The organism is Streptomyces sp. NPDC031340 (genome assembly GCF_055569945.1).
The window spans coordinates 43,164-65,802 of record NZ_JBVIIE010000033.1 but is presented as its reverse complement, the minus strand read 5'-3'; the positions used below and the strand labels follow the sequence as shown (position 1 = coordinate 65,802).

Here is a 22,639-nt window from a genome sequence, read left to right as displayed (position 1 = left end):
ATGTCATACGCGGACATGCCCAGCACGCAATGCGAGATCTTCGTCGCCGCGGCGCCACCCCGGGTCTGGGAGATCGTGATCGACATCGAAGCGCCCGTCCGTTGGAGTCCCGAACTGCAACGCGCGGAATGGCTCGACGGCGCGACGGCTCCCGCGCTGGGGGCACGCTTCGCCGGTTACAACCGGCATCCCCTGATCGGTGACTGGCGCACGGTTTCGCAGATCACCGAACTCGCCCCGGAGCGGGCCTTCGCGTGGTGCGTCTTCGATGCGGACGGCCGCTTCGGGACGGCGACGCCGAACCCGGCGGAACCCGCGGCGACATGGCGCTTCGCACTCGTCCCGGAGGCGGGAGGCACCCTGCTCCGGCAGACCGTGCGCATCGGCCCCGGACCCTCGGGGCTGAGCGCCCTCATCGACCGGATGCCGGAGAAGGAGGACCATCTCGTGGCGCACCGCCTCGGTGAGCTGCGCGACAACATGCACGCCACGCTGAACGGGATCAAGGCGGACGCGGAGCAGGCGCAACAGGCTGTCTGATCGCGGGACTTGCGGCGATCACCACGGCGGATCCCTCCCGTCCGGCCGATGTCGTCCGGGCGGGAGCGGCCGTCTACGATCAGCCGCCATGGACTGGCTGGAGCGGATCGCGAAGCTGAGGCAGTGGAGCAGGAGCGGGACCCGCGCCCCGCACAAGCCGCTGCTGCTCCTGTACGCCCTCGGCCGGTTCCAGCGGGACGCCGAGGACGGCCTGCGGTACAGCGCGGTGGAGCGGGATCTGCAGCGGCTGCTGACCGAGTACGGCCCGCCGAACCGGACGACGCCCGCCTACCCCTTCCACCACCTGGTCAGCGACGGCGTGTGGGAAGTGCGCACCGACCGCGGACCCGGCAGCCCCGGCAGCGGGGTGGGAGACCTCCGGCAGACCGGCGCCGTAGGACGGTTGGCGCCGGAGCTGAGGGCGGCGCTGCGACGGGAACCGGAACTGCTCGGCAGGGTCGCGCGGTTGCTGCTCGACCTGCACTTCCCGCCCTCCCTGCACGGCGAACTGTGCGAGGCAGTCGGCCTGGAGCTGGAGCCGGCCGGGATCCAGCAGCCGTCCGCGGCGCGCAGGCAGCGGGATCCGCGGATGCGGGAGCGGGTGCTGATCGCCTACGAGTACCGGTGCGCCTTCTGCGGTTACGACGGCAGGATCGGCACGGTGCCGGTCGGGCTGGAGGCCGCCCATGTGCGCTGGTGGGCGTTCGGCGGCCCGGACGACACCGAGAACGGGCTGTGCCTGTGCTCGCTGCACCACAAGCTCTTCGACAAGGGCGTCCTCGGCGTGGGAGACGATCACCGCATCCTGGTCTCACAGCGCTTCGTCGGCCACAGCGCCGCCGCCCGCGAGCACGTCATAGCCCTCGCCGGCCGCCCGCTCACAGGACCACAACCCGGCTCCCGTCCGGTCGCGGCCGCCCACCGCGACTGGCACACCCATCAGGTCTTCCACGGCGACCCCCGCCCGGCCACGGCCGCCTGACCACTGCGACCCTACGTGGCATACTTGAAGTATGGCCACTCGTAAGATCACCATCACCGTGCCGGAAGAGCTGGTCGAATCGATCAAGGAGCGTGTCGACGCGCGCGGGGTGTCCGGCTACATCGCGGCCGCCGCCGCTCACCAGGACGCGATGGACCGACTGCGCGAGCTGGCCGAACGCCTTGAGGCAGAGCACGGCGAGGTGTCGGACGACGAGCAGCAGGCGGCGCTGGACCGCATCGCTGCCATCGACGGCTGGCACGACGAGCAGCGGCCGGGTACGGACGAGGCCGCGTGAGCCGCACTGGACGAGCGCTGCCGCGCCAGCCGCGACAGCGCGTCTTCGTGTTCGATTCCGAGGCCCTGTCCAAGGCGGTACTGGGCGACCGGGAGCTGGCCGCGCTCATCAAGACGGCTCCGCAACTCGACATCCCCATCGTCACCTCGTCCCTCACGACCCTGGAGGCGTGGGATCCTCGCGAGGCGTCGAGGCAGGCGCTGTGGAACTGGACGCTGTCCCGGATCCGCGTCGTGCACACGGACGACCAGGTGATCGCCCTGGCGCGCGACATGCTGAAGGCGGCCGGCCTGCACGGTCACAAGTACGCGATCGACGCCGTCCTGGCGGCGGTGGCCCGGCGGGAGGCGATGCAGGGGGCCCAGGCAACGGTCTTCACCTCCGACGCCGACGACATGAACCAACTCCTCGCGGGCCACTCCGTGCGCGTCGAGAAGGTCTGACGGACCGGTCGTCCGGAACACCGGCAAGTCCATGGGGCTGCCCGGGCGTGGGCCGCGCGGGAGTGGACCGTGCCGGCCGAGCAGTGGCTGACCTCGGCCGCCTCCGCGCACGGCAGGCCGCGTTCGAGGAGGGCGGCCTGCCCCGTCGCCTGTGGCGCGTCACCCAGACCCTGCCCCGATGACCGGGCTGCCCGACGACGACTGACCATACCCACAGGGGGTATACAGGTCGTGTGACGGCGAAGGGTATCGCCCGGTTGGCGAGCAGGACGTCGTGCGGGACGTGGTGCGGTCTCGGCACGGCACAGGTGACGTTGGTCCGGCAGGTGCTGGGGGTGTGTCTGCGTGTGCAGGTCACGCTGGGCAGGCAGTCCTGAGCCGGCGCGGGGCGACTGCGGCGGGCCGGACGCGGGAGACCGGAAGAGGGGGGGGGGGGGGGGGGGGGGGGGGGGGGGGCCCCCCCCCCCCCCCCCCCCCCCCCCCCCCCCCCCCCCCTCCGCTGAGGCTTGCTCAGTCCGCTGCCTTGAAGCCGCGCAGGCGCAGCGAGTTGCCGACGACGAAGACCGAGGAGAAGGCCATGGCCGCTCCGGCGATCATCGGGTTGAGCAGTCCCGCCGCGGCGAGCGGCAGGGCGGCGATGTTGTAGGCGAAGGCCCAGAACAGGTTGGACTTGATGGTGCCCAGCGTCTTGCGGGCCAGCCGGATGGCGTCGGCGGCGGCGCGCAGGTCGCCGCGTACGAGGGTGAGGTCGCCGGCCTCGATGGCGGCATCGGTGCCGGTGCCCATCGCCAGCCCCAGGTCGGCCTGGGCGAGCGCGGCGGCGTCGTTGATCCCGTCGCCGACCATCGCCACCGCACGGCCCTCGCCCTGGAGGCGCTTGACGACGTGGACCTTGTCCTCCGGCATGACCTCGGCGATGACGTGCTCGGGGGAGATGCCGACCTCCGCGGCCACCGCCTCGGCGACGGCCCGGTTGTCGCCGGTGAGCAGGATCGGGGTCAGACCCAGGGCACGCAGCCGGGTGATCGCCTCGGCACTGGTGTCCTTGACGGCGTCGGCGACTTCGAGGACGGCCCGCGCCTCGCCGTCCCAGGCGACGGTGATCGCGGTGCGGCCCGCGGCCTCGGCTCCGGCCTTGGCGCGCGCCAGCCCGACGGGCAGTTCGATGGCCCATTCCCGCAGCAGCTTCTCGCGGCCGACAAGGACGGCGTGGCCCTCGACGATGCCCTGCACGCCGAGACCGGGGACGTTGGCGAAGTCCTCGGGGGCGGGCAGGGCGCCGACGCGGTCGGCCGCCCCTGCCGCCACCGCCCGGGCGATCGGGTGCTCCGAGGAGTGCTCCAGCGCGCCCGCGAGGCGCAGTACCTCGGTCTCGTCGGTGCCGTCGGCGGTGTGCACGGCGAGCAGCGTCATGCGGCCGGTGGTGACGGTGCCGGTCTTGTCGAGGACGATGGTGTCGGCCTTGCGGGTGGACTCCAGCACCTCGGGACCCTTGATGAGGATGCCGAGTTGGGCGCCGCGCCCGGTGCCGACCATCAGCGCGGTCGGCGTGGCCAGGCCCAGGGCGCAGGGGCAGGCGATGATCAGGACCGCGACGGCGGCGGTGAACGCGGCGGCCGGTCCGGCTCCGTTGCCGGCCCAGAAGCCCAGGGTGGCCAGTGCCAGGGCGATCACCACGGGGACGAAGACCCCGGAGATGCGGTCGGCGAGCCGCTGGGCGGCGGCCTTGCCGTTCTGCGCGTCCTCGGCCAGCTTCGCCATCCGGGCCAGCTGGGTGTCCGCGCCGACCCGGGTCGCCTCGACGACCAGACGGCCGCCCGCGTTCAGGGTGGCGCCGGTGACCGGGTCGCCCACACCGACCTCGACGGGCACCGACTCGCCGGTGAGCATGGAGGCGTCGACCGCGGACGCGCCCTCGACGACCGTGCCGTCGGTGGCGATCTTCTCGCCGGGGCGGACCAGGAAGCGGTCGCCCACCACCAGTTCCGCCGTGGGGATCGTGCGTTCGCTGCCGTCCGGGCCCAGCACGGTGACGTCCTTGGCACCCAGTTCCAGCAGGGCCTTCAGCGCGGCGCCGGCCTTGCGCTTCGAGCGGGCCTCGAAGTAGCGCCCGGCGAGGATGAAGGCGGTCACCCCGGCGGCCGCCTCCAGGTAGATGTTCCCGGCGCCGTCGGTGCGGGCGATGGTCAGCTCGAAGGGGTGGGTCATGCCCGGGGTGCCGGCGGTGCCGAAGAACAGCGCCCACAGCGACCACAGGAACGCGGCCGACGTGCCGACCGAGATCAGGGTGTCCATGGTGGCCGCGCCGTGCCGGGCGTTGGTGAAGGCGGCCTTGTGGAAGGGCCAGGCCGCGTAGGTGACGACGGGGGCCGCCAGGGTCAGCGACAGCCACTGCCAGTACTCGAACTGCAGGGCGGGCACCATCGCCATCGCGATGACCGGGACGGCCAGCAGTACGGCCGTGACCAGCCGCTCCCGCAGCGACCGCAGTCCGTCGGCGGGCTCCGCGTACTCCGCGCCGGACGTGCCGGGCGCGGGCTCGGCGCGTACCGGCTGGGGTTCGCGGGCGGTGTAGCCGATCGCCTCGACCGTGGCGATCAGGTCCGGGACGGACACGTCACCGGAGTAGTAAACCTTGGCCTTTTCCGTGGCGTAGTTGACGGTGGCGGTGACCCCGTCCATCCGATTGAGCTTCTTCTCGATCCGGGCGGCGCACGAGGCGCAGGTCATGCCGCCGATGGCGAGTTCCACCTCGGCTGTGTCGTGGACGGTGGCAGCCATCACCACTCCTCAAGCTGATCGGGGCAAAGGGACTGTGTCGAGCGAGGGGGGCCGGGCCCGCGGGCGGACCCGGCCGGTGTGCGGGTCCTTCAGGACGCGCGGCCGGTCAGCTCGTAGCCGGCGTCGTCGACGACCTTGGCCAGCAGCGCGTCGTCGGGCTCGTCCGCCGTGGTGACGGTGACCTGGCCGGCTGCGAGGTCGACATCGACCGCCAGCACGCCATCCACGGCGCCGATCTCCCTGGTGAGCGTGGCCTTGCAGTGCCCGCAGGTCATCCCGGAGACGTCGTAGACCGTGGCGATGCCCTCGACGGCCACGGCGGTACCGGTGGAGCAGCTGCCGTCAGTGGTGCAGCAGGACATGGGTTCCTCCAAGAGAAGACGATCGCTTATACCCCCTGGGGGTATTGCTGACACCAACCAGATATACCCCCAGGGGGTATGTTTGGCAAGCGCCAACAACCCCTTGCATATACCCCCCTGGGGTATATAGTCGGGGTCACATCCAGCCCAAGCCGGCGACGCCGAGGAGAGAGGGCACGTCATGAACACCGGCCTGAAGATCACTGTTTTCGCTGCCGCGCTCGCGGCCGGCTTCGGCACCGCCTACGGTGTCGGCGGCGCGGTCGACCCCGCCGCCCCGGACCGGGGCTCGACAGCCCACGCGGCACACGACCGCCCGACACCCGCCGGCCACGCCGGCCACGGTGAACACGCGGACACGACCCCGGCGGGTCTGCAGATATCCGAGGCGGGCTACACCCTGGACCTCACAACCCCTCGCGTGACCGCGGGCCGAAAGAGCGAACTCCGCTTCGTCATCCGCGACCAGGACGGACGGCGGCTGATCTCGTACCGACGCGAGCACGGCAAGGAACTGCACCTCATCCTGGCCTCCCGCGACCTGGTCACCTACCGGCACCTGCACCCCACGCGGGCAGCCGACGGCACCTGGAGCACCCCTGTCGACCTGCCCACCGCAGGCGCCTACCGCGTCTTCGCCGACTTCACCCCCGACGCCGAAGGCGCCACCGGCCTCACCCTCGGCGCGGACCTCGCCGCCTCCGGCACCTACGAGGCGGCGGCTCTGCCCCGACCCGCCGCCACCGCCACGGTCGACGGCTACACCGTCACCCTGAACGGCGCCCTGCGCCCCGGCGAAGCCGGTGAGCTGACCCTCGGGGTCAGCCGGGACGGCCGCCCGGTCACCGATCTGGAGCCCTACCTGGGCGCGTACGGCCACCTGGTCGCCCTGCGCTCCGGCGACCTCGCCTACCTCCACGTCCACCCGAACGGCGAACCCGGTGACGGCACCACCGAGCCCGGCCCGGAGATCTCCTTCACCGCCACCGCGCCCAGCGCCGGGACGTACCGCCTCTTCCTCGACTTCAAGCACCACGGCACCGTCCGCACCGCGGCCTTCACCGTCCGGGCCGGAGACACCGCCCCCGCCGGCACGCCGCAGCCCTCGGCCGGCGAAGAGCACACCGGCGGCAACCACCAGCACTGACCCCGCGAGCAGGAGGAAAGCAGCCGATGGCCGGCTACAGCATGCGAAAAGAGGACGTGCACAAGCGACTGCGGCGGATCGAGGGACAGGTCCGGGGCCTGCAGAGAATGGTGGAAGAGGAGACCTACTGCATCGACGTCCTCACCCAGATCTCCGCCACCACGCGCGCCCTGCAGTCCTTCGCGCTGCAACTGCTCGACGAGCACATGGACACCTGCGTACGCACCGCCGTGGCGGACGGCGGTGACAGCGGCGACATCAAGCTGAGGGAAGCGAGCGACGCCATCGCCCGTCTCGTGCGCTCCTGACGAGCGACGGCAACACGACGGCCGACGACCAGGTGACCGCCGGGGCGGACCGCCGGGGCGCGGGACACGCCGAAGGCGGCCGGGGCGAGGGTGTCGAGCAGCCGGTGCCGGCGTCGGCCGGTGCCGACGGAGGACGTCGGCACCGGCCCGTCCCGGCTCAGGCCGCCTGAAGGGCGGGGTCGGCCGGGTCCTCCAGCAGGTCCATCAGGGCCGCCCGGGCGCGGGCCACGCGGGAGCGGACCGTGCCGACCGGGCAGTGGCTGACCTCGGCCGCCTCCGCGTACGGCAGGCCGAGCAGCTGGGTGAGGACGAAGGCCTCCCGGCGCTCGTCGGGCAGCGACGCCAGCAGGTCGAGCAGGGCGACGCCGTCGTCGAAGCCGGGCAGGTCCTGCGGCTGGACGTTCTCGACGGCCAGCTGCCAGTCCGGCACGTCGCACAGCCGGGGTCTCGCGGAGGCGTACCGGTAGCTGTCGATCACCGCGCGCCGGGCGATGGACAGCAGCCACGCCCGGGCCGACGAGCGGCCCTCGAAACGGTGCAGGCTGCCGAGCGCGCGCAGGAACGTGTCCTGCGCGAGGTCGTCGACGGCCTGCGGGTCGCCGCACAGGTGGGCGACGTAGCGCCGCACGTCCCGGTGCAGCGCGCGCACGAAGTGCTCGACGGCGTCCGCGTCCCCGCCGCGCGCGGCGAGCGCCCAGGCGGTGATCGAGTCGTCGCGCGACGCCGTCGCGTCACCGGCTCCGCCGTCGTGGCTCGCACCGTGTTCGCCGCTGTTGTCGCTCGTGCCGCGCGGGGCGGGCAGGACAGGAGTGATCACGTGGTGTCCTTCTCGTCGTCCGTGATCCGGACCGGGGCGCGCGGGCAGCGGCGCGGGGCGGTCCGGTGAAGTGGGGAGACGGCCGTACGGCGCCCGCAGCGGCGGGGGCGTACGGCCGGTGCCCGGGACGCGCCGCACAGGGGCCGCCCCGGGAAGCCGGCTGTCGTCAGGCGACAGCGGTCCCCGCGGGCGGACCCCGGTGAGTGATCGCGTGGACGAGGAGAAGGCGCGGCGCCCGGTCGGGGCCGTGGCGGCGCACGCGCGGGCGCGGGCGGTCGGGGACCGCGGGCAGTACGAGGAGCAGCAGCCGCAACGGCGCCGCGAGCCATCCGGCGACGGCGCGCAGGATGCGGAAGGCGGCCTTCTCGCCGTACGCCAGCCACAGTCCGCACAGCAGCGCGGCCAGCAGGTGGGCGGCGAGCATGCCGAACGACGACGAGTCGGGCGCGGAGGGAGCCAGGTGAGCTCCGTGGTCCATGTGGCTCATGTGGCCGATGTGGCTCATGTGGCCCGCGCCCACAGAGCCCATGTCCATTGAGCCCATATTCATCGAGCCCATGTTCACGGAGCCCATGTTCACGGAGCCCATGTTCATGGCGGCGGCGCCGCCCGCGCCCGTGGAGGGCGTGCCCCCGCTCGTCGCGGCGAGCGAGAACGCCGTGTGCAGGCCCGTCTGGGCGGCGACCACGACCGCCACGATCAGCGGCAGCCCGCGCTCACGGCCCGCCAGGGCCCAGCCCACCGCGCCGGTCACGGCCGTACCGGCGACGAGCGTCCAGGCGGGCACGTGGTCGCCGGACATCATGACGTGGCCCAGGGAGGCGAGCAGCACGCAAACGGCCGCGAACACCGCGGCCCGTATCGTGCGAGACCACCACCCTGCTGTCATGGCGTCTCATCCTCGCATCCGCACATCACCCATCATCCGTGGGTACGGCCGGGGTACGGGTGACGCACTCAGCACCGCGGGTGTGATCCTGCCCACGAGCGGCTTCCCCGCTCATCCCTCACCGCGGACGACGGCGACCGGGCAGGCCGCGTGGTGCAGCAGGGCCTGGCTGACGGAGCCCAGCAGCAGGCCCGTGAAGCCGCCGTGGCCGCGGGCGCCGACGACCACCAGCTGTGCCTCCTGGCTGGCCTCGATCAGGGTCGAGCGGACGCGGGCGCGCACCAGGCGCCGGTCGACGGCGACCTGGGGCCAGCGCTTCTCCCACGGCTCCAGCGTCTCGTCCAGCAGCCGCTGCTCCGCGGCCACGAGATGGTCGAGGTTGTCCGTCACGTTGAGCGGGTCGCCGGGGCCCTGGTGGGCGCCGTCGGTCCAGGTGTTCCAGACGTGCACGGCCAGCAGGCCCACCCCGCGCAGCGACGCCTCGGCGAAGGCGAACTCGACGGCCCGCTCACCCGCCGGAGAGCCGTCGACCGCGAGCAGCACGGGAGCGGCCGGGTCGGGCTTGCCCCGGACCACGAGCACCGGGCAGCGGCCGTGGGCCGCCAGGTGCACGGCGGTGGAACCGAGCAGCAGGGTGCCGAAGGCCCCCAGTCCACGACTGCCGACGACGACCAGCGAGGCGGTGCGCGACTCGATCTCCAGCACCATCAGCGGCTCGCCGACGGTGACCTCGCGAGCGATCTCCACGTGCGGCGCGACCTCGCGCGCCCGTTCCTCGGCGTGCGTCAGCGTGCCGTCGACCAGCTCGCGCACTCCCGCGGCGCCCGGATTCCACGGCGGCACGCCGGGCGGCACCCGGCCCGACGGCCAGCCGAAGGCGTGGACCAGCCGCAGCCCGGTTCCGCACCGCTCCGCTTCCCGCGCCGCCGCCTCGACCGCCTCCATGCCGGACGGCGAGCCGTCCACGCCCACCACGACCGGTTTCGTCATGTCGCACCTCCGGCGATCGGGTCCGTCGCCGGCGTCGTCGCCCGCGTCCGCTGCTCCCTCCCAGCCTCCGCCAACACGTCGCATACCGCATGGGCCGGACGGCCCCGCGGGCGAAACCGGCTCACCCGGCCGGGGCGGTCACGTCGTCGTCCCCCACGCATTCGGAGCGCTGCCGGATGGGCTCGACCGTGCGGCTCAGCTCGACCAGCACCGCGTCGATCCCGGTGACCCGTTCGGCGACGGAGATCTCCACCGCGGGGTCGCGCCCGTAGGTGACCAGGACCCTGCGGCCGTCGTGGGACGCGGACTGGTCCCACACCCAGTCCACGCCGTCGACGTCGACGCACGGATCGACGGTCGCCGCCGGCGGCCGGAGTCCGCAGCGCAGGGTCACCGCGCCGTCGCCCCAGACGGCGAGCCCCGGCCGGCCCGTGCCGGACAGCCGCCGGCCGTCGAGGACCGCCGGGTAGTCCCCGGCGATGCGCGCGCACTCCGGCGCGTCGCCGCGCGCCGGGACGCCGGGCACGGCCGGGTGCGCCGCGCGTACGGCGAACACGGCGAACACGGCGCCGACGACCAGACCGGCCAGGGCGACGACAACGGCCGGGGCGATCGTCCGGTGTCTCCCCCGTCGCAGCATGACCACGTCACTGCTCCTTCCCCCGCCGCGCAGTCTGCCACCGGCCACGCGCCCCCTCGGCCCCTGCCCCCTAGGCCGCCGGCCCCCGCCTCCCCCTGTCCCCAGCCGCCGACCGCCGGCCGCCGTAGGTCAGGCGGGCCCCCCGCCCCACACGCCCGCCGTCGGCACGCCGCCGACCGTGAAGCCGATCGCCGACCCGCCCCCGGACCGCCGGTAGGCGAACGGGGCGCCGCCGTGGGACAGGGCCACCTCCCGCACGATGGACAGGCCGAGGCCGGAGCCGGGCAGGGAGCGGGCGTCGGCGGCGCGGTAGAAGCGGTCGAAGATGCGCATCAGGTCGGCGTCGGCGACGCCGGGGCCGCGGTCGAGGACCTCGATGCGGACGGGACCGACGGGGTCCTCCCCGCCGTAGCGGGGCCCGGTGCGCGGGAGAGCCGGGCCGGTGACGTCGATCTCGATGGGCCCGGCGCACTCGGGGTCGAACTTGGCCGCGTTCTCGACGAGGTTGGAGATCGCCCGGGTCAGCATGCCCGGCCGCCCGTCCGTGCCGGTGTCGCCGGCCGCCCGCACGACGATCTCCCGTCCGGTGCGCCGCCGGGCGAGCCCCGCGACGTCCTCGGCGAGGTCGGCCAGGTCGACGCGCTGCGGCGGCTCGGTGTCGGACTGGCCGGCCGCGAGGTCGACCAGCTCATTGACCAGGTCGGTCAGTTCGCGGGCCTCCTGGGACAGGTCGGCGACCAGGTCCTCGCGGGTGGCGGGCGGGAGTTCGTCGATCCGCCGGAGCAGCGAGATGTTCGTCCGCAGCGAGGTCAGCGGCGTGCGCAGCTCGTGCCCGGCGTCCTGGACCAGGCGCCGCTGGTCCTCCTCGGACTGGGCGAGCCGCCCCAGCATCCGGTCGAAGGCCCGGCCCAGGCGGCCGACCTCGTCGTACCCGGTGACCGGCACCTGGACGTCGAGCTGCCGGGTCCGCGCGACGTCCTCCGCGGCGGAGGTGAGCACGACGAGCCGGCGGGTGATGCGCCGGGCCAGCCACCAGCCGAACAGGCCCGCGGCCGTCACGATCGCGGCCATCAGGGTCAGCGTGCGCTGCTGCAGTGCCCGCAGCAGGTCCTCGGTGTCGCTGAACTCCTGCGCCACCTGCACCGCGCCCCGCCCCTGGCCGAGCGCGACGGTGGCGACGCGGTAGACGTCCGCGCCGACGTCGACGTCCCGGTGCTCGGCCAGCGCACCGGCGCGCGCCGCCGCGGCCACGTCGCGGTCCGCGGCGGTCACGGGCAGTCCCGGCCGGCCCGGGTCGACGACCGAGCCGTCCGGCCCGAGCACCTGCACGTCCGTGCGGGCGGGCCGTACCACGTCGTGGCCCGGCGCCGAGGAGAAGAAGTCCTCGGTGGTCAGCCGGTGCCTGCGCACCTCGTCCCGTACGTCCTGCACGACCTGGTCGAACACGGACTCCTGGTCGACGCGCACCAGCCGGGCGGCGGCGCTGTACGACAGGACGCCGACGAGGACGGTGACGGCGGCGGTGACGGCGGCGAACGACACCGCGAACGTGGTCCGCAGGGACACCAGCCCGGGCCGTCTGATCGCGGGCAGCCGCCCGAGGCGGCCCACTCAGTCCTCCCGCAGCACGTAACCCACGCCGCGCACCGTGTGGATCAGGGCGGGCGCGCCGGGCTCGTCGAGCTTGCGGCGCAGGTAGCCGACGTACACGGCGAGGTTCTTGGAGCCGGGCCCGAAGTCGTAGCCCCAGATGCGGTCGTAGATGGTGGAGTGGTCGAGGACGATCCCGGCGTTGCGCACCAGCAGTTCCAGCAGCTCGAACTCGGTGCGGGTGAGCTCCAGCTCGCGCTCGCCGCGCCAGGCGCGCCGGGCCTGTACGTCCATGCGCAGTCCGGCCGCCTCGATCTGCCGGTCGGGGACCGCCGGCTCCTTCGGCGCGCCGGACACAGCCGGGCCGGCCGTCGCGGAGCCGGCCGGACCGGGCCCGGGATCAGGGCTGGTGCGGCGCAGCAGCGCGCGCAGCCGGGCGAAGACCTCCTCCACGTCGAACGGCTTGACGACGTAGTCGTCGGCGCCCGCGTCCAGGCCCGCGATGCGGTCGGCGGTCTCGACGAGAGCGGTCAGCATCAGGATCGGCGTGCGGTCGCCCTCGGCGCGCAGCACCCGGCACACCTGGAGTCCGTCGATGCCGGGCATCATCACGTCCAGGACGAGCACGTCCGGTGGCGTCCTGTGGGCCTGGGCCAGTGCCTCGACGCCGTCGGCGACCGCGGTGACCCGGTAGCCCTCCAGGGTCAGGGCGCGCTCCAGGGCATGGCGGATGGCGCGGTCGTCTTCGGCGAGCAGCACGGTGTGGGACACGGCTTCAGTGTGCCAAGGCCCGCGGCGCCGCAGCGTGGGCGGGCCTGCCCGGGACCACCCTTTTACCGGTCTCTCACCGTTCCTGAAGACTGAGCGGGAGTGGGTCCTGTCGCCAGAACTCATGCTCAGCCGGATGCCCCGAGCGGTGTTGGGTGTCCTGGTCGCCCGCGTTCGCTCCGTGTCCGGCGCGTACGGATCGTGTCCGTGGTCCGGGGACGCGGGGGCGGGGTCCCTCACGCTCCGGGATGCCCGGTCGGGCCTGGACGGTCAGGCGGGGTCGACGGCGACGATGGTGATGCCGAGTTCGGCGGCCATGCTGACGAGCCGGGTGCGCAGCCTGGCGACGGGCATGCCGGAGACGAGGTTGCGGAATTTCCTGCGGCGGCCGTGTTTCTCGCGGGTCTTCTCCGCCTGGAAGTCGAGGTCTTCGACCGCGATCGCGAGGTGGTGCCGTGCGGCCCAGTGCAGCAGCCAGATCAGCGCGTGGCGGACCTGGGCCTCGCGGCGGCTGCTGGTGCCGGTCAGGTCGTAGCCGAAGCGGAGGGGTTCGCCGACGGGGTTGCCGTGGGTGTCCAGGCGCCAGGCGGCCAGGTGATCGGCGTTGGTGTCGACGCCGACCAGTCCGTTCGTGCGGGCCGCGGCCAGGGGCACGGTCTTGACCGGGGCAATCGTCCACGAGGCGGTGAGGTACCAGCGCCCGCGGGCGGTGTCTTCGTGGATGCGGTAGGCGACGGCCCGGTTCGCCTGGATACGGTCGGCCCACTGCTCGCCCCGGTGCGCGAACGCCACCCGGGAGGCGAGCACGTACCGGCCGTGCGGCGCGTTCGCCAGATACGCCAAAGGCGCGGGGAGCTTGAGGGAGACCTCGCCACCGGGAGTGACGCGGACGGTCTCGTTGCCGAACCGCTTCCCGGACTCGCCGTCGGCCTGGAGGAACCGGCGCCCGGCCTGCCACCGCATGCGCCACTGCTCCTCGGTGAGCTGCGCGGCATCCAGGTGGTGGCGGGTGTTCAGCAGCCGCTTCCCGCCCCGCACCACGTGCACGACTCCGGCCTCCCAGTCCGCCCGGACCGCTTTCAGCCGGCCGGCGAGCACGTGCAGACGGCGCGCCTTGGCATGCCACTCCCGCCTGCTGCGGTATCCGCCCGGAACCCGCCCGGCTCCCTTCTCCCCCACCGGCAGCGACAGCCGGTGCGCGATCATGGCCACACCGGCTTCCAGGCTCTGGAGGTGCGCGAGCTGCCCGCGCCGGGCCAGCGCCCACTGATCGTGGGTGGCCTTGGTGATTGACCCGGCCCAGCGGGAGGAAGACGCCTCCGTCACAGCCCGCTTGCGCGCGGCCCACTGCTCGCTGTCATGGTCCAGCCCGGCCGCGCACCGCGCCTTCAGGTCCCGCGAGGCGAGCGTGCCCAGATGGTCACCGACCAGACGAAGAACCCGCTCGTCCTCGGCGCTCAGGTGCTTGAGCCGGTCACGGACCGCCACACCCGACGGACCGGGGACGACGAACGGCGCCGCCAACTCCCGCAACCAACCCACCCCCGATCACCCCCATCCCCCCGCCGGCCAAAAGTCCGTCACCACGCTCAACGACCACCACCGGCAAAGGTCACACATGCGACCAGGGAACCCTCGTTCCCGTCCATGAGGTGCACGTGCCACAGCCCGGACACTCACTCATGCACGCCCGAGCACACCTGTGCGCAGTCAGCCACCAGCAGTCCACAACCCTCACGCCCGTGTCGTTCCCGGGTCGGGCGCGCCGGCGGGCGACAGCGCCGCGAGCTGCTGCTCGAACGGCACCACCCGCAGGCCGTCCCCGTTCGGCCGGGCTGCCGTCCGGGCGGCCGGCAGCCCGCGCGTCAGGGCCGCCAGTTCCCCGGCCGCCCGCTCGATCCGCCCCTCCAGGCCCTCCGCGCCCCAGTCCTCGGAGGCGGCGTACACGCCGGTCGGGACGACCACGGCGTGCAGGTAGGCGAAGAGGGGACGCAGGGCGTGTTCGAGGACCAGGGAGTGGCGGGCCGAGCCGCCGGTCGCCGCGATCAGCACCGGCGTGCCCGCGAGCGCGTCCCGGTCGAGGACGTCGAAGAAGGACTTGAACAGCCCGCTGTACGACGCCGAGAACACCGGCGTGACGGCGATCAGCGCGTCGGCCTCCGCGACCGCCTCCAGCGCGGCGGCCAGGTTCCGGCCGGGGAACCCGTTGGTGAGGTTGTGCGCGATCTCCACGGCGAGGTCGCGCAGTTCGACGAACCGGACCTCGGCCGGGGCCTGCCGGCCCACCGCGGCGGCCAGCCGGTCGGCCAGCAGCCGGGTGGACGAGGGCACGCTCAGCCCCGCCGAGACGACGACGAGCTTCATGCGAGGGACTCCTCCTTCTCCTGCTTCTCCTGAACCTGGTCCTTGCGGGCGGCGGCGAGCAGGGAGGCGTGGGTCGGCGCCTCGGGCACGTCGGCCGGGCGCCCCTTGGCGAACTCCTCGCGCAGCACCGGCACGACCTCCTCGCCCAGCAGGTCGAGCTGCTCCAGCACGGTCTTCAGCGGCAGCCCGGCGTGGTCCATCAGGAACAGCTGGCGCTGGTAGTCGCCGGCGTACTCGCGGAAGGCGAGCGTCTTCTCGATCACCTGCTGCGGGGATCCGACGGTCAGCGGGGTCTGCTCGGCGAAGTCCTCCAGCGACGGCCCGTGCCCGTACACCGGCGCGTTGTCGAAGTACGGCCGGAACTCGCGGACCGCGTCCTGGGAGTTGCGGCGCATGAACACCTGGCCGCCGAGTCCGACGATCGCCTGCTCGGGCGTGCCGTGCCCGTAGTGGGCGTAGCGCTCCCGGTACAGCTCGATCATCTGCTTGGTGTGGTCGGCGGGCCAGAAGATGTTGTTGTGGAAGAAGCCGTCGCCGTAGAAGGCGGCCTGCTCGGCGATCTCCGGGGAGCGGATGGAGCCGTGCCAGACGAACGGCGGTACGCCGTCCAGCGGGCGGGGCGTGGAGGTGAAGCCCTGCAGCGGCGTACGGAACTTCCCCTCCCAGTTGACGACGTCCTCGCGCCACAGGCGGCGCAGCAGGGCGTAGTTCTCGATGGCGAGGTTGATGCCCTGGCGGATGTCCTGCCCGAACCAGGGGTAGACCGGGCCGGTGTTGCCGCGGCCCATCATCAGGTCCACCCGCCCGTCGGCCAGGTGCTGGAGCATCGCGTAGTCCTCGGCGATCTTCACCGGGTCGTTGGTGGTGATCAGCGTGGTGGACGTGGAGAGGATCAGACGCTCCGTCTTCGCCGCGATGTAGCCGAGCATCGTGGTCGGGGAGGACGGCACGAACGGCGGGTTGTGGTGCTCGCCGGTCGCGAAGACGTCCAGGCCGACCTCCTCGGCCTTCAGCGCGATGGCGACCATGGCCTTGACGCGCTCGCGCTCGGTCGGCGTACGGCCCGTGGTCGGGTCCGGGGTGACGTCGCCGACGCTGAAGATGCCGAACTGCATGGTCGCTCAACCTCCAAGTTGTTGACCGTTCAACTATAACGCTCAACGACCGCCCGTCACCCCCTATTCCCTTCCTGAGAACCGGCGTCGATGTCAGTGCCCCGCCCTACCATCCCCGCATGGCCGCACCACGCCGTGACACCCGGGGCATCGTCGACGCCGCGGAACTCTTCGCGCGCGTGGACTTCCGCCGCCGTGAGCCCGCCGAACCGCTGCGCCCCTACCTGGAGCACTACTGGCTGATCGACTTCGACCTCGCCCAGCCGTACGCCTCGCACGTGGTCCCGCACCCGTCGGTCAACATCGTCTTCCAGCGCCTGGCGGGCCAGGAGCCGTTCGCCGAGGTGGCCGGCATCGGGCTGGACCTGTTCACGCAGAAGCTGGAGGGCAGCGGGCGGGTGTGCGGGATCCAGTTCCGGCCGGGCGGCTTCCGGCCGTTCTTCCCCGACCGGCCGGTGAGCGCGTGGACGGGCCGGCGCGTCCCGCTCCCGCACGCCGACACCGCGGCCGTCCTGGACCCGGACGACGAGGACGCCCGGGTCGCCGCCCTCGACGCCTTCCTGCTCGGCCTCGGCCCCCGCCCCGACCCCCAGGCCGACCTCGCGACGGCGCTCGCCGACCGCATCCGCACCGACCGCGCCATCCGCCGCGTCGGCGAATTCGCCCGCGCCGAGGGCCTGTCCGTACGGCTCCTGCAGCGCCTGTTCGCCGCGTACGTCGGCGTCGGCCCCAAGTGGGTCGTCCTGCGCTACCGCATCCACGAGGCCCTGGAACGCGCCGAGACCGACCGGGACGTGGACTGGGCCCGCCTGGCCGCCGACCTCGGCTACGCCGACCAGGCCCACCTGATCCGCGACTTCACGGCGACGGTGGGCGTGCCGCCGACGGTGTACGCGACACAGCGCGTGCGCTGACGGGCTCGCACCCGGCGCGTGCGCACCCGGATACCCCCCCTGTCCGCCGCCGCGCACACTGCCACCCCCTGTCCGCCCGCCGCGCGCTGCGGGCCCGGTCCGCGACGCCTGCGCCGACGGCCCCGTACCGCCCGCGGCGTCAGGGGATCAGCACCAGCCGCCCGCGGAGCCCGCCCTCCGCGAGCCGGGCGTGGGCCTCGGCGGCGTCCTCCAGGGCGTACGTCTCGGCCACCCGCAGCGTCAGCACGCCCCGGTCCACCAGCCCCGCCAGCTCCGCCAGCCGGGCTCCGTCGGCGCTCACCTCCACCGCGGCGGTCCGCACCCCGCGCACCGGGGCCGGGTGGGCCTGCGGGATGACGCCGACGTACGCGCCCCCGTCCCGCACCCACTCCAGGGCCGTCTCCCCCAGGACCGCCGCGTCCAGCACGGCGTCGAAGCCGGCCGGTTCGACAGCGCCGCTCACCACGTGCGCCGCCCCCAGGGACCGCAGCAGTTCCGCGTCGGACTCCCTGGCCAGCGCGGTCACCGACATCCCGCGGTGGGCGGCGAGCTGCACCGCGAACCCGCCGACCGCGCCCGCCGCGCCGGTCACCAGCAGCGACTGCCCGGGGGCCGGCCGCAGCAGGTCCAGGGCCTGTGCGGCGGTCAGCGCGTTCAGCGGGAGGGTCGCCGCGCGCACCGCGTCCACCGTGGCCGGCGCCAGCGCCACCGCGTCCGCGTCCACGACGACGTACTCGGCGTGCGCGGCCAGCGGCTTCACCATGCCGTAGTCCAGCGCCACCACCTCGTCGCCCGCCTCCCACGCGGTGGCCACCCCCGTCGCGTCCACCGTCCCGGCGATGTCCCAGCCGAGCCCGATCTGCTTGCCCGCGCCGCCGAAGCCGCCGGCCCGCACCCCCGCGTCCACCGGGTTCAGCGCGGTCGCGGCCACCTTGATCCGCACCTGCCGCGCGGCCGGCTCGGGCACCTCGGCGTCCACGATCCGCACGGCCTCGGGCCCGCCGAACTCGGTCACCACTGCAGCTCGCATGTCAACTCTCCCCGGTCGCCTGCCCCGCGGGCGGATCTTCCGCCCGCTGACGACAACAACCCTAGGAAGAGTTACTATCCATCAGGAAGTAGTTACCCGAAGGTGCCTACCTACCCGGGAGGGAAGCATGGCGACCATGACCGCGGCCCAGCGGCGCGAGCGGGCGCGTGTCGAGTACGACGCGTTCATCCGGGCCTGCCCCACCAACCAGCTCCTCGGCCGGCTCAGCGACAAGTGGGTCAGCCTGGTCGTCGCCGCGCTGTCCGCCGGACCCATGCGCTACAGCGACCTCAGCCGCAAGATCGCGGGCGTCAGCCCCAAGATGCTGACGCAGACGCTACGCACCCTGGAACGCGACGGCATCGTCTCGCGCGCCGTCACCCCGTCCGTCCCGGTCCGCGTCGACTACGCCCTCACCCCGCTCGGCGGCAGCCTGGCACTGCTGCTGACCGCGGTGAAGGACTGGGCGGAAACCCACATCGAGGAGGTCCACGAGGCCCGCGAGCGCTACGACGCCGAGAACGGCGCCGACGGGTAGCCCCCGGCCACCCCTCGGCGGGGCAGCCACCGGCCCCCTCGGCGGGATGGCCCCGGCTACGCCCCGCCCGCCCGCAGCCGGGCGACCTGCCGTGCGCTGAAGTCCGCGGTGCGCCTCATGTGCCCGACGATCACGGCGAGTTCCGCGTCGTCCAGCCCGGCGAACAGGGCGTACCAGCCGCCGCCCAGCCGGTCCCACATGCGGCGCCGTCCCCGCGCAGGCCCCAGGACCCGGCAGCGGACGTACGGATGTATCCCACGCCGGGCGGGCGGCAGGCGCCGTCCGACAGGTGACACCGCCTGTGGCACGCTGCGCGTCATGTCCGGCATGTCGATCCTCCGCTCCGCCGCCCTGTTCGTCGCCGCCGCCGTCCTCGAGATCGGGGGCGCCTGGCTGGTCTGGCAGGGCCTGCGGGAACACCGCGGCTGGCCGTGGATCACCGGCGGCGTCCTCGCCCTCGGCGCGTACGGCTTCGTCGCCACCTTCCAGACCGACGCCCACTTCGGCCGCGTCCTCGCCGCGTACGGCGGTGTCTTCGTCGCCGGCTCGATCCTGTGGGGCATGGCCGCCGACGGCTACCGCCCCGACCGCTGGGACGTCACCGGCGCGCTGGTCTGCCTGGCCGGCATGGCGGTGATCATGTGGGCGCCGCGGAACTGAGAGCCGGGCTCTATACCCTGTAGTCACCTGTAGTCAGCAACGATCGTCCGAAATGGCGCGTCCCGAGGAGCAGCCCATGGCCCCCGCCGTACCGTCCGCCGCCTCCCGCATCGCCGTCGTCACCGGCGCGAGCAGCGGTATCGGCGCCGCCACGGCCCGGCAGCTCGCCGCGGCCGGCTACCGGGTCGTGCTGACCGCCCGCCGCAAGGACCGCATCGAGGCGATCGCCGAGGAGATCGAGGCGGCCGGGCACGCGGCGACGGCGTACCCGCTGGACGTGACGGACCGCGCGGCGGTGGACGAGTTCGCCACCGCCTTCCGCACGGTCGGCGTGCTGGTCAACAACGCGGGCGGCGCGCTCGGCGCCGACCCCGTCGCCACCGGCGACCCGGCCCACTGGCGCACCATGTACGAGACGAACGTCCTCGGCACGCTGAACGTCACCCAGGCGCTGCTGCCGAAGCTGATCGCCGGCGGCGACGGCACCGTGGTGGTCGTCTCCTCCACCGCCGGCCACGGCACCTACGAGGGCGGCGCGGGCTACGTCGCCGCCAAGCACGGCGAGCACGTCCTCGCCGAGACCCTGCGCCTGGAGATCGTCGGGCAGCCGGTCCGGGTCATCGAGATCGCGCCCGGCATGGTCAAGACGGACGAGTTCGCGCTGACCCGCTTCGGCGGCGACGCGGCGAAGGCCGCCAGGGTCTACGAGGGCGTCGCCGAACCCCTGACGGCGGACGACGTCGCCGAGACCATCACGTGGGCGGTCACCCGCCCCAGCCACGTCAACGTCGACCTCCTGGTCCTGCGCCCGCGCGCCCAGGCGTCGAACACCAAAGTGCACCGGGAGCTGTGATGCCGACCGCCCACGACGCCGAGCAACGCCGCCTCGCCCTGGAGAAGAAGCGCGAGCGCTACGTCTGGTACTACCTCGGCTACTTCCTCTTCGGCATCCACGTCGTCGCCTTCGTCATGATCTTCGCGGTGATGCACGCGAAGTAGGCGCGCGGAGCAGTCGCGCGGCACAGGCGCGCGAAGCGGGCGCGCCGAGCAGACGGGGGCCGGCCGGGGCGGGCCGGGGCCGGCGGAGGGACGCGGTCCCGCCGCCGGTGGGCATGCGCCTCAGCCCTTGACGCAGACGACCTGCTTCAGCTTCGCCACGACCTCCACCAGGTCCCGCTGCTGGTCGATGACCTGCTCGATCGGCTTGTAGGCGGCCGGGATCTCGTCGACGACACCGGAGTCCTTGCGGCACTCCACACCCCGCGTCTGCTCCTCCAGGTCCTTCGCCGAGAAGCGGCGCTTGGCCGCGTTGCGGCTCATGCGCCGGCCGGCGCCGTGGGACGCCGAGTTGAACGCCTTCTCGTTGCCGAGTCCCTTCACGATGTAGGAACCCGTGCCCATCGAGCCGGGGATGATCCCGTACTCGCCGGAGCCCGCGCGGATCGCGCCCTTGCGGGTCACCAGCAGGTCCATGCCGTCGTAGCGCTCCTCGGCCACGTAGTTGTGGTGGGCGCTGATCTCGGGCTCGAAGACCGGCTTCGCCTTCCGGAACTCCTTGCGGATCACGTCCTTCAGGAGCGCCATCATGATCGAGCGGTTGTACTTCGCGTACTCCTGCGCCCAGAACAGATCGTTGCGGTAGGCCGCCATCTGCGGGGTGTCCGCGATGAAGACGGCGAGGTCGCGGTCGACCAGGCCCTGGTTGTGCGGGAGCTGCTGGGCCACGCCGATGTGGTGATCGGCGAGTTCCTTGCCGATGTTGCGCGAACCGGAGTGCAGCATCAACCAGACAGAACCGGTCGTATCGGTGCAAACCTCGACGAAATGATTGCCCGATCCGAGCGTCCCCATCTGCTTCCCGGCGCGTTCGTGACGGAACTTGACCGCCTCCGCCACCCCGCCGAACCGGTTCCAGAAGTCGTCCCATCCGGACGTCGCGAAGCCGTGCAGGCGGCTCGGGTCGACCGGGTCGTCGTGCATGCCGCGCCCGACCGGGATGGCGGCCTCGATCTTCGAGCGCAGCCGCGACAGGTCGCCGGGCAGGTCGTTCGCCGTCAGGGACGTCTTCACCGCGGACATGCCGCACCCGATGTCCACGCCCACCGCCGCGGGGCAGACGGCGCCCCGCATGGCGATGACGGAGCCGACCGTCGCGCCCTTGCCGTAGTGCACGTCCGGCATGACCGCCAGGCCCTTGATCCACGGCAGGGTCGCGACGTTGCGCAGCTGCTGCAGCGCCCCGTCCTCGACCGTCGCCGGGTCGGTCCACATGCGGATGGGAACCTTGGCCCCGGGTATCTCCACGTATGACATGACGCCCTCATTCCCCCGAAAATGAACAGAAGCCCGAAATCGCAAAACCGGTGCCAAGGTCGACGAAAGGGATGACGGACCGGCGTCCACGGCCATGCGTGCGATAGACATTGTGTTCTGCGAGCGCCCCCGTGCGGCAAGCGAATAACCAGCGGGGACACTGTGATCACCGGACACCACCCACCGTCGAGAGGGGCCTGACCGTGCAGCGGAAGGCGTACGTAACCGGCGTCGCCGCGCTCCTCGCGGCGCTGCTGACCGGCTGCACCGGCGGCTCGGGCGGCGACAGCCCGACCGACGACGCCAACCCCGGCGACGCGGGCACGGCGACGGCCGTGGCCCAGCCGGGCCGGTACCGCACGCTCCCGGAGCCGTGCGGCGCGGTCGGCCACGGCACCCTCGACTCGCTGCTGCCCGGGATCAAGGAGATCACGGACGAGGACCAGCGGGAGAAGGCGTACGCGGGCGAGGCGACGCTGACGTACGACACCGACCGCAAGGTCGGCTGCCGCTGGAAGGTGCAGTCGGCGTCCGCGACCGACCATCTCCTCGTCGACTTCGAGCGGGTGGTGTCGTACGACAACTCCGTGAGCGACGACAGCCAGGCACAGGACCTGTTCGCGGCCCTGCGGGCGGCGGCCGACCTCCCCGAGCCGACGGGTTCCGCCACCGCCGGCACACCGAAGGCCTCGCCGACCGGCACCTCCGAGGACACCTCCGACGGCGCTTCCAAGGGGAACTCGAAGGGCGCGTCCAAGGGCGCGTCCGCCGGGAGCGCCGGCGCCTCCGCCGCCCCGAGCGCCTCCTCCTCCGTCACCCCGGCCGACCTCCAGCCCCGGGTGCTGGACGGCCTGGGCGACGAGGCGTTCCTGGACGACGAACTGAACAGCTCCGGTTCGACGGCCCAGCAGCGCACGGTGACTGTGGCGTTCCGCACGTCGAACGTCATCGTCACCATCGAGTACGAGGAGCAGCCGGCGGCCGTCGGCGTCGTCCCGGACAGCAAGGAAATGCAGGACAAGGCCAGGAAACTGGCCGCCCAACTGGCCGACGCGCTGGCCGGTTAGCACCCTTCGCCCTCCCCCGCCCGCCCGTCCGCGAAGCGCGCGAAGCGGAAACGCACACCTGTCCCACCGCGTACCGTGGCCCC

Annotated in this window: 25 protein-coding genes and 1 pseudogene; 12 read left to right on the top strand and 14 right to left on the bottom strand. The window is 73.1% G+C overall.

Features of this window, described 5'->3' with window-relative positions; genetic code table 11:
• From ACZ5GT_RS24945 to ACZ5GT_RS24930, 4 genes are all read left to right on the top strand, one after another.
• Window positions 1-540 (top strand): SRPBCC family protein, encoded by a 540-nt coding sequence (locus ACZ5GT_RS24945; protein WP_469030119.1) that lies wholly within the window; start codon window positions 1-3, stop codon window positions 538-540.
• Window positions 541-628: 88 nt separating this feature from the next.
• Window positions 629-1,522: a phosphorothioated DNA-binding restriction endonuclease gene (locus tag ACZ5GT_RS24940; RefSeq protein ID WP_469030112.1), complete on the top strand. Its 894-nt coding sequence runs from the start codon at window positions 629-631 to the stop codon at window positions 1,520-1,522.
• Between the two features lie 31 nt (window positions 1,523-1,553).
• Window positions 1,554-1,820: a hypothetical protein gene (locus tag ACZ5GT_RS24935; protein ID WP_469030108.1), complete on the top strand. Its 267-nt coding sequence runs from the start codon at window positions 1,554-1,556 to the stop codon at window positions 1,818-1,820.
• Window positions 1,817-2,263: a hypothetical protein gene (locus tag ACZ5GT_RS24930; RefSeq protein ID WP_469030104.1), complete on the top strand. Its 447-nt coding sequence runs from the start codon at window positions 1,817-1,819 to the stop codon at window positions 2,261-2,263. The genes ACZ5GT_RS24935 and ACZ5GT_RS24930 overlap by 4 nt, the downstream gene beginning before the upstream one ends.
• A gap of 510 nt (window positions 2,264-2,773) precedes the next feature.
• Here the strand turns inward: ACZ5GT_RS24930 and ACZ5GT_RS24925 are convergent.
• Entirely contained in the window at window positions 2,774-5,044 is a 2,271-nt protein-coding gene (locus tag ACZ5GT_RS24925) for a heavy metal translocating P-type ATPase (RefSeq protein ID WP_469030101.1), read from the bottom strand.
• 89 nt (window positions 5,045-5,133) lie between these two features.
• Window positions 5,134-5,406 carry a heavy-metal-associated domain-containing protein gene (locus tag ACZ5GT_RS24920; protein WP_469030280.1) on the bottom strand — a complete coding sequence of 91 codons (273 nt, stop codon included), beginning with the start codon at window positions 5,404-5,406 and terminating at the stop codon, window positions 5,134-5,136.
• 181 nt (window positions 5,407-5,587) lie between these two features.
• On the opposite strand from ACZ5GT_RS24920, the gene ACZ5GT_RS24915 reads away from it, so the two are divergent.
• Together ACZ5GT_RS24915 and ACZ5GT_RS24910 are read left to right on the top strand one after the other, a co-directional pair.
• Window positions 5,588-6,553, top strand: coding sequence for a hypothetical protein (locus ACZ5GT_RS24915; RefSeq protein ID WP_469030099.1), 966 nt, complete (start codon window positions 5,588-5,590; stop codon window positions 6,551-6,553).
• 26 nt (window positions 6,554-6,579) lie between these two features.
• Window positions 6,580-6,861: a metal-sensitive transcriptional regulator gene (locus ACZ5GT_RS24910; protein WP_469030096.1), complete on the top strand. Its 282-nt coding sequence runs from the start codon at window positions 6,580-6,582 to the stop codon at window positions 6,859-6,861.
• 157 nt (window positions 6,862-7,018) lie between these two features.
• Here ACZ5GT_RS24910 and ACZ5GT_RS24905 read toward each other — a convergent pair whose 3' ends face one another.
• The 9 genes and pseudogenes from ACZ5GT_RS24905 to ACZ5GT_RS24865 all read right to left on the bottom strand — a co-directional run bounded on the left by ACZ5GT_RS24905 (window position 7,019) and on the right by ACZ5GT_RS24865 (window position 16,034).
• Entirely contained in the window at window positions 7,019-7,678 is a 660-nt protein-coding gene (locus tag ACZ5GT_RS24905) for a sigma-70 family RNA polymerase sigma factor (RefSeq protein WP_469030093.1), read from the bottom strand.
• 166 nt (window positions 7,679-7,844) lie between these two features.
• Complete coding sequence (locus ACZ5GT_RS24900) at window positions 7,845-8,567, bottom strand: hypothetical protein (protein ID WP_469030090.1); 723 nt, start codon at window positions 8,565-8,567, stop codon at window positions 7,845-7,847.
• A 111-nt stretch (window positions 8,568-8,678) separates the two neighbouring features.
• Complete coding sequence (locus tag ACZ5GT_RS24895) at window positions 8,679-9,557, bottom strand: universal stress protein (protein WP_469030087.1); 879 nt, start codon at window positions 9,555-9,557, stop codon at window positions 8,679-8,681.
• Between the two features lie 121 nt (window positions 9,558-9,678).
• The gene (locus ACZ5GT_RS24890) at window positions 9,679-10,197 is read right to left on the bottom strand and encodes a DUF3515 family protein (protein ID WP_469030277.1); all 519 of its coding nucleotides are present in this window, start codon (window positions 10,195-10,197) and stop codon (window positions 9,679-9,681) included.
• A gap of 129 nt (window positions 10,198-10,326) precedes the next feature.
• Window positions 10,327-11,808, bottom strand: a complete 1,482-nt coding sequence (locus ACZ5GT_RS24885; protein WP_469030082.1) for a HAMP domain-containing sensor histidine kinase — start codon at window positions 11,806-11,808, stop codon at window positions 10,327-10,329.
• Complete coding sequence (locus ACZ5GT_RS24880) at window positions 11,809-12,546, bottom strand: response regulator transcription factor (RefSeq protein ID WP_469030274.1); 738 nt, start codon at window positions 12,544-12,546, stop codon at window positions 11,809-11,811. It lies immediately after the preceding gene.
• A gap of 85 nt (window positions 12,547-12,631) precedes the next feature.
• A pseudogene (locus ACZ5GT_RS24875) lies at window positions 12,632-14,097 on the bottom strand (nuclease/transposase family protein).
• 192 nt (window positions 14,098-14,289) lie between these two features.
• Complete coding sequence (locus tag ACZ5GT_RS24870) at window positions 14,290-14,919, bottom strand: CE1759 family FMN reductase (protein ID WP_469030079.1); 630 nt, start codon at window positions 14,917-14,919, stop codon at window positions 14,290-14,292.
• Window positions 14,916-16,034 (bottom strand): LLM class flavin-dependent oxidoreductase, encoded by a 1,119-nt coding sequence (locus ACZ5GT_RS24865; RefSeq protein ID WP_469030075.1) that lies wholly within the window; start codon window positions 16,032-16,034, stop codon window positions 14,916-14,918. Before ACZ5GT_RS24865 ends, ACZ5GT_RS24870 begins: the two co-directional genes overlap by 4 nt.
• Before the next feature lie 119 nt (window positions 16,035-16,153).
• Between ACZ5GT_RS24865 and ACZ5GT_RS24860 the strand changes: the two genes are divergently transcribed.
• Complete coding sequence (locus tag ACZ5GT_RS24860; protein ID WP_469030069.1) at window positions 16,154-16,948, top strand: DUF6597 domain-containing transcriptional factor; 795 nt, start codon at window positions 16,154-16,156, stop codon at window positions 16,946-16,948.
• 139 nt (window positions 16,949-17,087) lie between these two features.
• On the opposite strand, the gene ACZ5GT_RS24855 is transcribed toward ACZ5GT_RS24860, so the two are convergent.
• Complete coding sequence (locus ACZ5GT_RS24855) at window positions 17,088-17,978, bottom strand: NADP-dependent oxidoreductase (RefSeq protein ID WP_469030065.1); 891 nt, start codon at window positions 17,976-17,978, stop codon at window positions 17,088-17,090.
• Window positions 17,979-18,105: 127 nt separating this feature from the next.
• Between ACZ5GT_RS24855 and ACZ5GT_RS24850 the strand changes: the two genes are divergently transcribed.
• Window positions 18,106-18,516, top strand: a complete 411-nt coding sequence (locus ACZ5GT_RS24850) for a winged helix-turn-helix transcriptional regulator (protein ID WP_469030061.1) — start codon at window positions 18,106-18,108, stop codon at window positions 18,514-18,516.
• Between the two features lie 56 nt (window positions 18,517-18,572).
• Here ACZ5GT_RS24850 and ACZ5GT_RS24845 read toward each other — a convergent pair whose 3' ends face one another.
• The gene (locus tag ACZ5GT_RS24845) at window positions 18,573-18,716 is read right to left on the bottom strand and encodes a hypothetical protein (protein WP_469030056.1); all 144 of its coding nucleotides are present in this window, start codon (window positions 18,714-18,716) and stop codon (window positions 18,573-18,575) included.
• 127 nt (window positions 18,717-18,843) lie between these two features.
• On the opposite strand from ACZ5GT_RS24845, the gene ACZ5GT_RS24840 reads away from it, so the two are divergent.
• From ACZ5GT_RS24840 to ACZ5GT_RS24830, 3 genes are all read left to right on the top strand, one after another.
• A complete protein-coding gene (locus tag ACZ5GT_RS24840) occupies window positions 18,844-19,176 on the top strand; it encodes a YnfA family protein (protein ID WP_469030271.1) in 333 nt (110 codons plus the stop codon).
• Window positions 19,177-19,252: 76 nt separating this feature from the next.
• Window positions 19,253-20,029 (top strand): SDR family NAD(P)-dependent oxidoreductase, encoded by a 777-nt coding sequence (locus tag ACZ5GT_RS24835; protein WP_469030052.1) that lies wholly within the window; start codon window positions 19,253-19,255, stop codon window positions 20,027-20,029.
• Window positions 20,029-20,175 (top strand): hypothetical protein, encoded by a 147-nt coding sequence (locus tag ACZ5GT_RS24830; protein WP_469030285.1) that lies wholly within the window; start codon window positions 20,029-20,031, stop codon window positions 20,173-20,175. The genes ACZ5GT_RS24835 and ACZ5GT_RS24830 overlap by 1 nt, the downstream gene beginning before the upstream one ends.
• Window positions 20,176-20,295: 120 nt before the next feature.
• On the opposite strand, the gene ACZ5GT_RS24825 is transcribed toward ACZ5GT_RS24830, so the two are convergent.
• Window positions 20,296-21,489: an RtcB family protein gene (locus ACZ5GT_RS24825; RefSeq protein ID WP_469030048.1), complete on the bottom strand. Its 1,194-nt coding sequence runs from the start codon at window positions 21,487-21,489 to the stop codon at window positions 20,296-20,298.
• A 203-nt stretch (window positions 21,490-21,692) separates the two neighbouring features.
• Here ACZ5GT_RS24825 and ACZ5GT_RS24820 point away from each other — a divergent pair, with 203 nt between their 5' ends.
• Entirely contained in the window at window positions 21,693-22,556 is an 864-nt protein-coding gene (locus ACZ5GT_RS24820; RefSeq protein WP_469030044.1) for a DUF3558 domain-containing protein, read from the top strand.
• Window positions 22,557-22,639 lie beyond the last annotated feature (83 nt).

Bases quoted from the DNA above. Each gene is read 5' to 3' on its own strand.
- ACZ5GT_RS24945 (WP_469030119.1), top strand. From the start codon at position 1: ATGTCATACGCGGACATGCCCAGCACGCAATGCGAGATCTTCGTCGCC.
- ACZ5GT_RS24940 (WP_469030112.1), top strand. From the start codon at position 629: ATGGACTGGCTGGAGCGGATCGCGAAGCTGAGGCAGTGGAGCAGGAGC.
- ACZ5GT_RS24935 (WP_469030108.1), top strand. From the start codon at position 1,554: ATGGCCACTCGTAAGATCACCATCACCGTGCCGGAAGAGCTGGTCGAA.
- ACZ5GT_RS24925 (WP_469030101.1), bottom strand. From the start codon at position 5,044: ATGGCTGCCACCGTCCACGACACAGCCGAGGTGGAACTCGCCATCGGC.
- ACZ5GT_RS24920 (WP_469030280.1), bottom strand. From the start codon at position 5,406: ATGTCCTGCTGCACCACTGACGGCAGCTGCTCCACCGGTACCGCCGTG.
- ACZ5GT_RS24915 (WP_469030099.1), top strand. From the start codon at position 5,588: ATGAACACCGGCCTGAAGATCACTGTTTTCGCTGCCGCGCTCGCGGCC.
- ACZ5GT_RS24910 (WP_469030096.1), top strand. From the start codon at position 6,580: ATGGCCGGCTACAGCATGCGAAAAGAGGACGTGCACAAGCGACTGCGG.
- ACZ5GT_RS24900 (WP_469030090.1), bottom strand. From the start codon at position 8,567: ATGACAGCAGGGTGGTGGTCTCGCACGATACGGGCCGCGGTGTTCGCG.
- ACZ5GT_RS24895 (WP_469030087.1), bottom strand. From the start codon at position 9,557: ATGACGAAACCGGTCGTGGTGGGCGTGGACGGCTCGCCGTCCGGCATG.
- ACZ5GT_RS24890 (WP_469030277.1), bottom strand. From the start codon at position 10,197: ATGCTGCGACGGGGGAGACACCGGACGATCGCCCCGGCCGTTGTCGTC.
- ACZ5GT_RS24870 (WP_469030079.1), bottom strand. From the start codon at position 14,919: ATGAAGCTCGTCGTCGTCTCGGCGGGGCTGAGCGTGCCCTCGTCCACC.
- ACZ5GT_RS24865 (WP_469030075.1), bottom strand. From the start codon at position 16,034: ATGCAGTTCGGCATCTTCAGCGTCGGCGACGTCACCCCGGACCCGACC.
- ACZ5GT_RS24860 (WP_469030069.1), top strand. From the start codon at position 16,154: ATGGCCGCACCACGCCGTGACACCCGGGGCATCGTCGACGCCGCGGAA.
- ACZ5GT_RS24855 (WP_469030065.1), bottom strand. From the start codon at position 17,978: ATGCGAGCTGCAGTGGTGACCGAGTTCGGCGGGCCCGAGGCCGTGCGG.
- ACZ5GT_RS24850 (WP_469030061.1), top strand. From the start codon at position 18,106: ATGGCGACCATGACCGCGGCCCAGCGGCGCGAGCGGGCGCGTGTCGAG.
- ACZ5GT_RS24845 (WP_469030056.1), bottom strand. From the start codon at position 18,716: ATGTGGGACCGGCTGGGCGGCGGCTGGTACGCCCTGTTCGCCGGGCTG.
- ACZ5GT_RS24840 (WP_469030271.1), top strand. From the start codon at position 18,844: ATGTCGATCCTCCGCTCCGCCGCCCTGTTCGTCGCCGCCGCCGTCCTC.
- ACZ5GT_RS24835 (WP_469030052.1), top strand. From the start codon at position 19,253: ATGGCCCCCGCCGTACCGTCCGCCGCCTCCCGCATCGCCGTCGTCACC.
- ACZ5GT_RS24830 (WP_469030285.1), top strand. From the start codon at position 20,029: ATGCCGACCGCCCACGACGCCGAGCAACGCCGCCTCGCCCTGGAGAAG.
- ACZ5GT_RS24825 (WP_469030048.1), bottom strand. From the start codon at position 21,489: ATGTCATACGTGGAGATACCCGGGGCCAAGGTTCCCATCCGCATGTGG.